The organism is Candidatus Roseilinea sp. NK_OTU-006 (assembly GCF_012931985.1).
In the GTDB taxonomy this organism is placed as follows: Bacteria; Chloroflexota; Anaerolineae; order J036; family Brachytrichaceae; genus JAAFGM01.
This window is the reverse complement of record NZ_JAAFGM010000034.1, coordinates 19,043-31,071: the sequence shown is the minus strand read 5'-3', so window position 1 is coordinate 31,071 and position 12,029 is coordinate 19,043. Positions and strand designations below refer to the sequence as shown.

The window sequence follows — 12,029 nt, the reverse complement described above, 5'->3', positions numbered from 1 at the left end:
TTGCGCTGTGTCGTCGCCCTGGTCTCTTTCATGGCACACCTCCCGGATATAACTGTCCTCGCATTATGCCCGCAGCGGCCTGCGGCTTGTCGTCCCTCGCTGAGATGCCGGTCTGTCAATCCACGACGACGTCCGTGATCTTCGGATGTTCACGCGGGCGAGGTCAATCTGCGCGCTTTTTGAGTGCGCTCCTGCCCCAAAACTGAAATGCACCCATGTGAAATGCGCCGCGCCCTCTCTCATCCCAGGCCGATCGCCGCGACGAGCATCGCCCACGTATAAGGGGGGATGCCGACGATGTTGTAGCGCACGGCCATCGGCTGCGTCGGCTCGCGCACCAATTGCATCTGGATCGGCAACTGCGCCAGCAACAACAGAACACATGCGCCGGCGGCGAGCGTGTTGCCCCATGCGAATTGCAGGCCGACGGCGACGAGCTGGGCGACGTTGATGATGACGACGCCGATCTTCGCGGCGGTAGATTCGCCGTACATCGCTGGAATCGAACGGATGCCCATCTGCCGGTCGCCGGCCACGCTCTTGAAATCGTTGATGATCATCGTGCCGGTCACGCCCAGGCCGTAGATCAGCGCCAGGATCATGCTCCGCGACGCGCCGGCGGATTGCAACTGCGGGTCGAAGGTGAAATGGCCGGCGATCCACGCGCACGTCTCGTAGGTCAAGCCGATCGCTAAGTTGCCCAGCCAGCCGTTTTTCTTGAGCCGGATCGGCTCCGCCGAGTAGGCCAGCGCAATCAGGATGCCGAGGAGTGCGACGAGCGCCACCGGCGGACCGAGGAAGAGCGCGATGGCCATCGCGGCTGCGCCTAAGATGGCGATGATCGCGAACACCTGGTTGCGCGTGGCCTGGCCCGACGGGATCAGCCTTTCGGGCTGGTTGATCGCGTCCACGTCGCGGTCGCACCAATCATTCCACACTTGCGAGAATCCCACCAGCAGCGGCCCGGCCATCAGCGTGCCGATGGCGATCTTGCCCACGCTGAGGACGCTCTGCCAGATGTCGCCGCCGAGGTCGAAGTAGATGCTGTGGCTGGCCACACAACCCACGACGAACGCCCACGCCGGCGCGAACCACGTGTAAGGCTCCATCAGCGTGAACATGACTTTGAAGAAAGGCAGCGGTTTGTTCGCCGGCGGGTGGCCGGCAACTTGAAGATTGCTGTTCATGCGGAAGCGTTAGTTTAGCCGGAATTGCGGAAGGAGGTTGCTGTGCGAGGCGTCGCGAGCACTTCGTCGTATACCGCCTGGATGCGCGCCGCCATGCGTTCGAGTGTGAACTCGGCCCGCACGCGCTGCCTCGCCGCCTCGCCCATCGCCCGGCGCAGCGCGGCATCGCGCAGCGTATTCACCGCTTGCACGATAGCCTGTGGATCGCGCGGCGGGATGACCAGGCCGGTGGCACCGTGCTGGTTGATCCAACTGGTCGCCGTGCCGACCTCTGTCGAGATCACCGGCAGGCCGCTGGCCATGGCTTCTAGAATGGCGATGCCGAACGCTTCGGCGCGCGAGTTGGCCGGGATGGCGTAGATGTCTGCAGCGCGATAGTAGTCCGGCAGCGCGCCGTCGCTCACCTCACCGACAAAGATCACCCGCCCGGCCACGCCGAGCCGCTGCGCCAGGGCTTTCCACTCCGCCGCCATCGGTCCGATGCCAACGATCACGGCGACGGCATCCGGCAGGTTGGGCATGGCGCGGATCAGGTCGTCTAGGCCTTTGTAGTAGCGCAAGCGGCCGACGCTGAGCAGCACCAGTGGCGCTGCTGAGGCAGCATGGGTAGCAGTGAGGAGCTGACGACGCAGCGCGGCGCGCCGGCGGCTTCCGTCGTCGCCCATATCGAAGCGATCCGCGTGGATGCCCAGTGGCACCACGCGGCACTTGTCCAGATGGTCGCGCAGCCAGGGCGAGGTGCGTGCGTATGTCTCACTGGTGGGGATGATTGCATCGGCCTGGGCGATGACGCGGCGCAACACCGGCGCATACAGGCGCAGCAGCGCCTTTTGTCGCACGATGTCGCTGTGCCAGGTGATCACGGTGCGCTTCGCCCGGCCGAACCACAAGTTGCACGCTTCGCCGACCGGGTAGGGCGCGTGCAGGTGCGCAATAGCTGCGCCATCCGTGAGCCGCGCGACCTCTCGTGGGAAGGCTGCGCTGATCGGCGCCGATTGCACGTTCAGGTGGCGCGGCGCCTTGGTCACGCGCACGCCGTTGAGTTCCCCGGCCTGGCCTGTTGCGTCCAGGCTGGTCACCAGCACATCCACGCAATGCCCATGTTGGGCTTGCGCCTCGGCCAGTTGGCGGATGTGGTTCTCGATGCCGCCCAGCACCGGGAAGTAGTCCTTGTAGATGTGGACGATGTGCATACCACAAGCGCCTGGAACCAACCCACAGTAGTGCGACTTACAACTTACACGAAGGGATGACGCGTCGCCGGTGGGCCGATCAGCCGGTCGCGCAAACGACGGTAGGTCAACCGAGAGACCGTGTAGGCCGCGCGCACAATCTCCGTCGAGGAGATTTTCGACTGGCCGCGCGTTCGGTCCTCGAAGACGATCGGCACCTCGACGATGCTGAAGCCGAAGCCCTGGACCAGGTTTAGCATCTCGATCAAAAAGGAGTAGCCGTTGGAGAAGACCGAGTCAATGGGCACCGTCTGGAGCACGGCGGCGCGGTAGAGACGAAAGCCGGCGGTGCAGTCGTGCGGCCGCAGGCCGAGCGCCGCGCGCGCAATGACGTTCGCTGTCTTGCTCAGGAAGCGCCGGTGGAATGGATACAACACATCGCCGCCGGGCACGTAGCGCGAGCCGATGACCAGGTCGGCGTGCTCGATGGCGCGCAGCATGGCCGAGATGTAGCGCGGATGATGTGAGAAGTCGGCGTCCATGGTGAGCGCAGCATCGTAGCCGCGATCCAGCGCAAAGTGGAAGCCGGTCACGTAGGCCGTGCCCAGGCCAAGCTTACCGGCGCGATGCACCACATGCACCCGCGGCTCGCGCGCCGCCCAGTCGTCTGCGATGCGGCCGGTGCCGTCCGGCGAGGCATCGTCCACTACGCAAATGTCGAGCGGCAGCGCCAGCAACTCGGGGAGGAGCAGGGCGATGTTTTCGGCTTCGTTGTAGGTGGGCAGGACGACGAGGACGCGCACGGTTAGAGGGTGGGGACAGCCATCAGCGTTGCAGGTGCAGCCATCATCGCAGCACCTCCTTGACGGCGGCGACTATATCCTCCTTGCCCGGCAGGACGAACTGCTCCAGCGCCGGGGCGTAGGGCAGCGGTACGTTCTTGGCGGCCACGCGCCGGATGGGCGCGTCGAGGTAATCCAGGGCGTGTTCGGCGAGCACCGCGGCGATCTCGGCACCGGGGCCGCTGCGCTTATGCGCCTCGTGCACGATCACAGCGCGGCCGGTCTTCTTGACGCTGGCAATCAGCATCGGCGCGTCCAGCGGCACGAGTGTGCGCGGGTCAATCACCTCGCACGAGACGGCGGGCGAGCCTTCGGCGAGCGCATCGGCTGCGGCCAGCGCATGCGGCACCATGCCGCCGATGGCAATGATCGTGACGTCGCGGCCTTCGCGCAGCACATTCGCCTGACCGAATTCGACCACATAGTCTCCCTCGGGCACCGCGCCTCGTGTGGCGTAGAGCATCTTGTGCTCGAAGAACAGCACCGGGTCTTCCCCACGGATGGCGCTCTTGAGCAGCCCTTTGGCGTCGGCCGGCGTAGCGGGTGCGACGATCTTAATGCCAGGGATGTTCATGAACCACGACTCTGGGCTTTGCGAGTGTTGCGCTGCGGCTGCGCCGGGCGCGCCGGTGGTGACGCGGATAGTCAGCGGCACGCGCGCTTTGCCGCCGCTCATGTAGCGGGCTTTGGCGACCTGGTTGATGATCTGGTCGCCTGCGCAGCCGAGGAAGTCGCCGAACATGATCTCGACGACTGGCCGCATGCCCATCATGGCCGCGCCCAGCGCCGCGCCGACGATGCCGGCCTCGCTGATCGGCGTGTCGCGCACGCGCTCATCGCCGAATTGCTGGATGAGGCCCTGCGTGACGCCGAATACGCCGCCCATCACGCCGACATCTTCGCCCATGACGAATACGCTGGGGTCGCGCGCCATCTCCTCGCGCAACGCTTCGTTGATCGCTTCGCTGTAAGTTAAGGTTCGCATGCGTGTTCGGATTATGCCGCAGCCACGCGTCACGAGCTGGCGCTGCTATAGTTCAGCACCGCCCGTCGCCAGAACCACGCGCTGAACGCAAAAAGAGACGCCGCAAGCGTGACAGCGGCGATCATCGTCGCGCCGCTCAGTTTGCCCAGCACGGCTTCAGCGGGGAAGGTGGTCATGAACGCCACCGGCAGCACAAAGGTCAGGGCAATGCGCACCCAGCCGGAAAACGTGGTCACCGGGAAGCGCGCCGTGTCGAATAGAGAGCGGAACAACTCGGTGAGGTTGTCAATCTTCACGAACCAGAACGACAATGTAGCCATCACCAGCCAGATGCTATAGACGATGATGAATGACGCCGCCAACATCACGGCGAATTGTGCCAGGGCCAAGGGCTCGGGTGTGTAGCCCAGCCGGCTGAGCGCCCACAGCATGATCGCCACACCCGCCGACATATCGGCCAAGCCGGAGTAGCGCGCGTAGCGCAGCGTGGCCAGGAACTGGCTGTTCACCGGCTTGGTGAGCACAAAGTCCATCGTGCCTTCGCGCACCATTTGGATGATTTTGTCAACGTTGGGTTGCAGCAACAGTTGGATGGCGCCCTCGACCAGCACGGATAGCGCGACGATGACGAGCGCTTGCTCGTACGTCCATCCGCCCAAGGTGTCGGTTTGCGTGAAGAATACGGTCACGCTGGCGAACGTGACGCCGGCCCACAGCACCCCCAGCGTCGCCTGTGCGACGAAGTTAGCGCGGTACTCCAGCTCCATCAGCAAGTTGGACTTGAAGAACAGGGCCAGGAGGCGAAAGTAACGCATACGGGCTAGCCGAACCATGATGACGTGTCGTAGGCGCAAGGAGTTCGGCCGCGTTGACCGAGGATCATGGTCAGTTGGCGATCACGCGCCTACCGCGCTGTAGTTGCGAATCGCGATCTTCCATACGACCCACACCGCTATGACGAAGCATGCCGCCCAGACAAACTGAGCGATGAATCCCTGCAGCATCGCTTCGCCTTCCACGCGACCCATGGCGATGGACACACTGAAGTTGAGCATGTAGGGGAAGGGCAGCCAACGCAGCGCATCTTGAACGGCCGGCGGGAACATCGCGAGCGGCGCGATGACGCCCGACAGCACCAGCCGGATGCCGTAGAAGCCCTGGATAAACGCGCCGGTCTGCGTCGTCCAAAACGCCAACATCCCAATCAGGTAGTCCGACATGAAGGCGATCAGCCACGCGCCGGCCACCGATATGCTGAACGCCAGAAGGTTGAGCGGGTTCAGGTTCAGTTGCACCCCCGGCGTTGCGATCAGCACGACCGTGACGATGGGTGTTACGATGAGTAGGCGCAGCAGCTTCTCCACCCAGTTGACGGCGATCTCATGGTGAATCGGGTGAATGGGCCTGAGCAGCATGGGCGATAGCCGGCCTTCACGAATGGCGAAGTCCAGCTCCCAAGACGCCCACACGGCCGTAAGGTTGCGCACAACCCAGCCGATCATGAAATAGGTCACGAAGTCTGCCGAGTTGTAGCCGTTCACTTCACCATCGCGGCTAATGCTGAGCCACACCAGCAGCATGATCACCATCAGGATGCTGTTCATCATCCAGATGACGATCTGCGCGCGATATTCGACGATGAGCGCCCACGCGGCTTTACCGAGGGCTAGGTATTTTCTCCACATCTCAGGTCATCAGCAGTCGGGGCTGCGCGAGGCGGCGCGAAGCGCAGGCCGCCACCACGCCCACGCACACAACTATACTTGCCGACGTGGTCCGCCGCTTCAGTGAGATCGCCCGCCTCTATCTGGTGTGGGTTGCGATCTACTACGTCACTTTTGCCTTCCCGGCGACGTTGATGAACTTCTATCTCGAGGCGCTGGGCTTCGATCGTGCATTCATCGGCCTGTTCCACGGCGCCAGCCAGTTCGGCGGGCTGATTCTCGCGTTGCCCGCGCTGTTGTGCTTCGAGCGAATCGGACGGCGCGCGGCGCTGGTCTTTGGCGCAGCATTCGCCAGCCTCGCGCGGTTGCCCACAGTGCTGGCGACTGCGCCCGAGGTCATCTTGGCTGCCGAGGCACTCAGCGGCTTTGGCACGGTGATCTTCGGCCTGGCCAGCGTGTCACTGCTGGCCGATGCCTCCGCTGAGGATCACCGCGCTGCGCTGTTCAGCGTCGGTGACTTCACGCGCACAGCGGCGATATTGTTGGGCAGCGTCTCCGCCGGCAGCTTGCCGGCGCTGATCGCGCCGCTGTTGCAGGTCGGCAGCGAGAGCGCAGAAGCGTATCGGGCGGCGCTGGGCGCTGCGTTCATCGTGCGGACGCTGGCCGTCGTTCTGCTGGCCATGATCGCCCGTCGTCGGCCGGTGCCGGGCGAACCCACCTCGGCGCTGCCAAATGTGCGCGCGGCGCGCTATCTCAATCCCCGCGTCTTGCTCGGCCAACGGTTGCAGGTGTATGCGCTCGGTGCGCCGTTCATGCTGCTGCTGTCGGCCGAAGCCCTGGTATTCACATTCTTCAACTTACTGATGCGCGACCGGTTTGGGGCGAGCGACGCGCAAATCGGCCTGATGATGGGTGTGAACGCGTTGATGGGGTCGGTTGCGGCGCTGTGCGCTCCGCGCGTTGCGAGGCGGATGGGCTACCGGCCGGCGATTGTGTGGGGATCGTTCGCGACGGCAGCCGGCCTGGCGGCGTTTGCCCTCAGTCCCAATTTGCTCTTCGGCGCGCTGTCCGTGTTCCTTCAGGTCGCCGCCTTGCAGATCTCGCGCGTGCTCTACCGCGTCTACGTCGTGAACGTGTCACTGCGCAGGGAGTATTTCATCGTCAGCGTCGTGATGGCCATTGCGGCGAACGTCGGGCCGGCCATTGCGCCGCCGGTCGGCGGGTTCATCCAGCGCGGGTTTGGCTATTCCCCCTTGTTCGCCGCCGCGATCGCGATGACGCTGATTGCAGCGCTTGCGTTCGACCTGATCGCGCGGCGGATCAGCCGGCGCTCGCAGGGTTCACAGCCGGCGTTCGCTCGTTCGCCGTCCCCAGCCCAGTGACCTTTCCCGTAAATACCTCTCGAATGATGTCTTCGACGGGTGGGTCTTCAAAGTTGACGTCGTCCACCTCGACCTGGGTGAGCAAACGCGCCGCCGCCTCGGCTGCCTGGCTGCGCGGCACGTGGAGCACAGCGGTCATTCCATCGCACGACGCGATGGCGCCGAAAGCGGCCAATTGTTCGCACGCCACCGGCTGCTCGAACTGCAACTTGAGGATTTTGTAGGGCGCCACGCGCTCGATCAACGCGCGGAAGTTGCCGTCGTAGAGCACCTTGCCCTTATCAATGACGATGATGCGGTCACACAGCGCGGTCACGTCGGCCATGTAGTGGCTGGTGAGGATGACCGTCGCGCCATAGCGGCGGTTGTACTCCGCGATGAAGTCGCGGATGCGCACCTGCATCGTCACGTCCAGGCCGATGGTTGGCTCGTCCAGGAATAGCACCTTGGGACGGTGCAACAGCGCTGCGGCCAGTTCGCACTTCATGCGTTCGCCCAGCGAGAGCTTGCGCACCTGTTTCTTCAGCAGCGGTCCCAGGTCGAGCAGTTGGTCGAGTTCCTTCAGCGTCGCCGCGAATTGGTCGCGCGGAATTTCGTAGATGGCCTGGTTGACGAGAAAGGTCTCGATGGCCGGCAGGTCCCAGAGCAACTGTTGTTTTTGGCCCATGACCAGCGTGAACTGCTTGAGGTAGGCCGGCTCGCGCTTATGCGGCGTAAACCCTAATACCGTGACGATGCCGCTGGTGGGATAAAGCAGGCCGGAGAGCACCTTGAGCGTGGTCGTCTTGCCGGCGCCGTTCGGGCCGAGGAAGCCGATCATCTCGCCGGCTTCGATGTCGAACGACACGTCATCCACTGCCCGGACGGTGCGGTACTTGCGCGCCACAAACGCGCGCAAGCTGCCCATTAGCCCTGGCTCCTTCTCGTGAACCTGGTAGTGTTTTGAGAGGTGCGCAACGTGAATCTGTGGCGACATACGACGTAGACGAAAAGAGATTGGAAATCCAGGATTGGAGATGGTGCTTACGCAGTCTCCAATCGCGAAATCTCCAATCTCTCCAGTGCCCCAAGAGAGACTCGAACTCCCGACCTTTTGCTCCGCAAGCAAACGCTCTATCCAAACTGAGCTATTGGGGCATACCCCCGTATTCTAGCAGATTTCGGTGCGCCGATCGTAGGCTGTATGCGCCGGCATCGAAATGGATAAGATGAATCGGTCGAGGTGGCAGCCGCCCTTCACGAAATGGGCGGAGCGCGGCCAGGCCAAGATAGCCCCCTGGAAGACTCGGAAGGCCAGGTCGCCATAGCAGAAGATTGATCCGGCTGCAGCGCGAGTATGGAACGACGGCGCGCGATGCCTCGCCGCCAGCTCCATCCCGCAGCCAGTAGGCTAACGCCTATCACGATCAGCATGGCGGAAATCGCATGGTCGCCGCCAACCGGCGGCAACAGGATGACCACCTCGCCGGTGCGCAACAGTGGCGGCCCGAAGGCGGTCGGACGGCGTTCAGGCGTAAAGAGCAAGCCGCCGTCCGCCGGACGTTGACCGAGAAAGAGCTGGTTGTCTTGCACAGTCGCGATGTCGTATTCCACCGGTCGCCCACGCAGGTTGAGGCCGATCAGCAGGCATCCGCTTGTAGCGGTTAAATCCTGCTCGATGCCGACGAACCACCTGTCGCTGCCGCAAGAGCCTCTCGGCGCGCCGTTCAGGAAATCCGCGGTGTTGAGGATGTATGGCGTCAGCAGCGCGCGCTGGATGACGAACTCCACCTCCCATGTTCCGGGGAGGGTGGGCGAAGGTTTGCGCGCGATGAATTGTCCTTCGTAGCGCGTGCGCAGCGTGGGGATGGTGCACCGGTTGTCGGCGAACGAGATCACGTCGAGCCGGTAATCTGTGCCGGAGAGCGTGAGTTCGCGCCGAGCGAAGGGGCGCCCCGGCCACGGCTCGCATGCTGTGCTGCTCCAGATGCCGTCCAACATCGGCGTTTGCGCTTGCGGCGCAGCATGCGCCAGGCGCGCGATGAATGCGATGATCACGAAGATCGCGAATGTGAGTAACAGACGTGCCGCAGTGCGCATCAACGTGCCTGGGCCTAGATTGTATAGAGGTCCCCATGACTTGCACGCGAATCCGGCTCATCTCGCTCTTAGCCGCCCCGTCTATGCTGCCCTTCCGATGATCTTGTTCAAGACCGGCTTGCGCTATCTGTTGCGCCGGCCGTTTCAGTCCATTTTGTGCATCCTGGGCGTGGCGTTGGGCGTAGCCATGGTGATCGCCATTGACCTGGCGAACGGCAGCGCGTCGCGCGCGTTCGAGTTGAGCACCGAGACCGTCGTCGGCCGCGCGACGCACCAGGTCGTCGGCAGCGGCGCTGGCTTGGAAGAGGACGTATATCGCCGCATTAAGGTCGAGCTGGGCGTACGCGAGGCGGCGCCGGTGGTCGAGTCATACGCCACAGCCATCGAGCTGGACCAGCAGCCGCTGCGCGTGCTGGGCATAGATGCGTTCGCCGATGCGCCGTTCCGTAGCTATTTGGGCGAGGGCAACGCTGCACTTCAGCAAGGTGACCTGACTGACTTCTTCGTTCGACCCGACGCCATCTTGATCGGCGAGGCGATGGCGCAGCGGTATGGCTTGCGCGTTGGCAGCGCGGTCACGCTGCGCGCCGGCGACCGGCGTCATGCGATGCGCGTGGCTGGCATCCTCACACCCGCCGACGAAAACAGCCGACGCGCGCTCGATGGTCTGGCCATCGTGGACATCAGCACGGCGCAAGAGCTGTTCGACATGACCGGCCGGCTCAGCCATATTGACCTGATCGCCGATGAGCGCACGGCAGCCGGCCGCGCGCTACTCGCGCGCGTACGTAGCATCCTGCCCGAGGGCGCACAGATCGTCAAGCCGCGCGCCCGCAGCCAGAGCGTGGAGAGCTTGACCGATGCCTTTCGCCTCAATTTAACGGCGCTGAGCCTGCTGGCCTTAGTCGTCGGCATGTTCCTGATCTACAACACAGTGACGTTCTCGGTCGTGCAGCGCCGGCCGGTGATCGGCACGCTGCGCTGCCTGGGCGTCACGCAGCGCGAAATCTTCCGGCAGATCCTGCTGGAGACGCTGCTGTTGGGCGTCGTCGGCGGCGTGCTGGGGATTGGGCTGGGCGTCTTGCTCGGTCGTGGCGCGGTCGGCTTGGTCAGTCAGACGATCAACGACCTGTATTACACGGTCAACGTGCGTTCGGTCGCCGTTGACCCGCTGACGCTGCTCAAAGGGTTTGCGCTGGGGTTGGCTGCCTCGCTGGCGGCGGCCCTGGCGCCGGCTTACGAAGCGACCAGCATCCCGCCGATCACTGCGCTCAGGCGGTCGAACATTGAGCAGCGCGTGCAGCGCTTGTTGCCGTGGATCGCGCTGGCCGGCGTCGTCATGTTCGCCGTCGGCGGCGCAATGCTGCTGCTCACGCGCGCGCTGGTCGTCAACCTGGCCGGCATCTTCTTTGTGCTGATCGGCCTGGCGTCGGTCTCGCCGCTGCTGACGCTGGGGCTGATGCGTGCGCTCGCGCCGATCCTCGATCGCATCGTCGGGCTGATCGGGCGCATGTCGGCGCGCAATGTGGCCAACGCAATCTCGCGCACGGCCATCGCGATCGCCTCGCTCATGGTGGCGGTGTCAGTCGTCATCGGCCTGCAGAGCATGATCGGCAGCTTTCGCGTCACGGTCGAATCGTGGTTGGATGCGTCGTTGACGGCGGATGTCTATGTTGCGCCTCCGACCACCGGCGTGAACACCAACTACGCCACCGTCGCCCCCGATGTCGTCGAGGCGTTCGAGGCGCTGCCGGGAGTGACCGATGTGACGCTCTTCCGGCGCGCGTCGGTGGATTTTCGCGTTGCTGCGCCGCCGCGCGAATCTGGCGCGTTGTCCGCTCAGCGGTCCACGGATTACTCGTCCGCCGTGTTGCTCGCCATTCGTTCCGATCGTGAGCGCGCACCCGAGACGTTCGTGTGGACGGCGCGGCCGGCGGATGGGCTGTGGCGCAGCATGGCGGGCAAAGATGAGGTGCAAGTCTCCGAGCCGTTCGCCAACAAACACGGCGTCACGCCGCAGAACAACCGGCTGATCCTGCGCACCGAGCAGGGGGATCGCGAGTTCCGCGTGGTCGCCGTGTATTACGACTACGCGTCGGACGCCGGCGTGATCCTGATGCCCCGCGATACCTATCAGCGCTACTGGCGCGACGACAAAATCTCTTCGCTGGCGCTCTACGTAGCCGATGCGCGCGTGCGCGACATCGGCGCGTTCGTCGAAGGGCTGCGCCGGCAATTTGCCGGGCGCGAGCTGGTCATCTCGGCCAATCGTGAGCTGCGCGCGAACGCCCTGGTCATCTTCGACCGCACCTTCGCCATCACCGGCGCGCTCAACCTCTTGGCGATAGTTGTCGCGTTCATCGGCGTGCTGAGCGCGCTGATGGCGCTGCAGGTTGAGCGCACGCGCGAGCTGGGCGTGCTGCGCGCCAACGGCATGACGCTGCGCCAGCTTTGGCGGATGACGCTGCTGGAAACCGGCCTGATGGGGGGGACGGCTGGCCTGCTCTCCATGCCTACCGGCTTCCTGCTGGCGCTGATCCTGGTCTATATCATCAACCTGCGCTCCTTCGGCTGGACGATCCGGCTCGATCTCCAGTGGGAGACGTTCGCACAGGCCATGCTGGTTGCCGTGATTTCGGCCCTGCTGGCGGCGATCTACCCCATGCTGCGCCTGGGGCAGATGGAGATCGCCCGCGCCGTGCGCCAAGAGTAGGCGTA

General features: G+C 64.1%; 10 protein-coding genes and 1 tRNA gene. 2 read left to right on the top strand and 9 right to left on the bottom strand.

The window, feature by feature from the left end; all coding sequences use genetic code 11:
• Positions 1–239: 239 nt before the first annotated feature.
• From chlG to GXH28_RS13635, 6 genes are all read right to left on the bottom strand, one after another.
• Positions 240–1,187 carry a chlorophyll synthase ChlG gene (gene chlG / locus GXH28_RS13660; protein WP_169239583.1) on the bottom strand — a complete coding sequence of 316 codons (948 nt, stop codon included), beginning with the start codon at positions 1,185–1,187 and terminating at the stop codon, positions 240–242.
• A gap of 14 nt (positions 1,188–1,201) precedes the next feature.
• The gene (locus GXH28_RS13655; protein WP_169239582.1) at positions 1,202–2,380 is read right to left on the bottom strand and encodes a glycosyltransferase; all 1,179 of its coding nucleotides are present in this window, start codon (positions 2,378–2,380) and stop codon (positions 1,202–1,204) included.
• A gap of 44 nt (positions 2,381–2,424) precedes the next feature.
• A complete protein-coding gene (locus tag GXH28_RS13650; RefSeq protein WP_169239581.1) occupies positions 2,425–3,162 on the bottom strand; it encodes a polyprenol monophosphomannose synthase in 738 nt (245 codons plus the stop codon).
• Between the two features lie 43 nt (positions 3,163–3,205).
• Positions 3,206–4,186, bottom strand: a complete 981-nt coding sequence (locus GXH28_RS13645; RefSeq protein ID WP_169239580.1) for an alpha-ketoacid dehydrogenase subunit beta — start codon at positions 4,184–4,186, stop codon at positions 3,206–3,208.
• 29 nt (positions 4,187–4,215) lie between these two features.
• The gene (locus tag GXH28_RS13640) at positions 4,216–5,001 is read right to left on the bottom strand and encodes an ABC transporter permease (RefSeq protein ID WP_169239579.1); all 786 of its coding nucleotides are present in this window, start codon (positions 4,999–5,001) and stop codon (positions 4,216–4,218) included.
• 81 nt (positions 5,002–5,082) lie between these two features.
• On the bottom strand, positions 5,083–5,871 hold the full coding sequence (locus GXH28_RS13635) for an ABC transporter permease (RefSeq protein ID WP_169239578.1): 789 nt from the start codon (positions 5,869–5,871) through the stop codon (positions 5,083–5,085).
• Between the two features lie 86 nt (positions 5,872–5,957).
• On the opposite strand from GXH28_RS13635, the gene GXH28_RS13630 reads away from it, so the two are divergent.
• Complete coding sequence (locus GXH28_RS13630; protein WP_169239577.1) at positions 5,958–7,232, top strand: MFS transporter; 1,275 nt, start codon at positions 5,958–5,960, stop codon at positions 7,230–7,232.
• Here the strand turns inward: GXH28_RS13630 and GXH28_RS13625 are convergent.
• From GXH28_RS13625 to GXH28_RS13615, 3 genes are all read right to left on the bottom strand, one after another.
• The gene (locus GXH28_RS13625; RefSeq protein WP_240550409.1) at positions 7,171–8,208 is read right to left on the bottom strand and encodes an ABC transporter ATP-binding protein; all 1,038 of its coding nucleotides are present in this window, start codon (positions 8,206–8,208) and stop codon (positions 7,171–7,173) included. The two genes, GXH28_RS13630 and GXH28_RS13625, sit on opposite strands and share 62 nt — an antisense overlap.
• An 86-nt stretch (positions 8,209–8,294) precedes the next feature.
• Positions 8,295–8,369, bottom strand: a tRNA-Arg gene (locus tag GXH28_RS13620).
• A gap of 99 nt (positions 8,370–8,468) precedes the next feature.
• Entirely contained in the window at positions 8,469–9,311 is an 843-nt protein-coding gene (locus GXH28_RS13615; protein WP_169239576.1) for a hypothetical protein, read from the bottom strand.
• 97 nt (positions 9,312–9,408) lie between these two features.
• On the opposite strand from GXH28_RS13615, the gene GXH28_RS13610 reads away from it, so the two are divergent.
• A complete protein-coding gene (locus tag GXH28_RS13610; protein ID WP_169239575.1) occupies positions 9,409–12,024 on the top strand; it encodes an FtsX-like permease family protein in 2,616 nt (871 codons plus the stop codon).
• Positions 12,025–12,029 lie beyond the last annotated feature (5 nt).

What these genes read in the sequence shown, in the direction of transcription:
- GXH28_RS13615 (WP_169239576.1), bottom strand. Translation starts at nt 9,311, where the DNA reads ATGCGCACTGCGGCACGTCTGTTACTCACATTCGCGATCTTCGTGATC.
- GXH28_RS13655 (WP_169239582.1), bottom strand. Translation starts at nt 2,380, where the DNA reads ATGCACATCGTCCACATCTACAAGGACTACTTCCCGGTGCTGGGCGGC.
- GXH28_RS13645 (WP_169239580.1), bottom strand. Translation starts at nt 4,186, where the DNA reads ATGCGAACCTTAACTTACAGCGAAGCGATCAACGAAGCGTTGCGCGAG.
- chlG (WP_169239583.1), bottom strand. Translation starts at nt 1,187, where the DNA reads ATGAACAGCAATCTTCAAGTTGCCGGCCACCCGCCGGCGAACAAACCG.
- GXH28_RS13610 (WP_169239575.1), top strand. Translation starts at nt 9,409, where the DNA reads ATGATCTTGTTCAAGACCGGCTTGCGCTATCTGTTGCGCCGGCCGTTT.
- GXH28_RS13625 (WP_240550409.1), bottom strand. Translation starts at nt 8,208, where the DNA reads ATGTCGCCACAGATTCACGTTGCGCACCTCTCAAAACACTACCAGGTT.
- GXH28_RS13640 (WP_169239579.1), bottom strand. Translation starts at nt 5,001, where the DNA reads ATGCGTTACTTTCGCCTCCTGGCCCTGTTCTTCAAGTCCAACTTGCTG.
- GXH28_RS13635 (WP_169239578.1), bottom strand. Translation starts at nt 5,871, where the DNA reads ATGTGGAGAAAATACCTAGCCCTCGGTAAAGCCGCGTGGGCGCTCATC.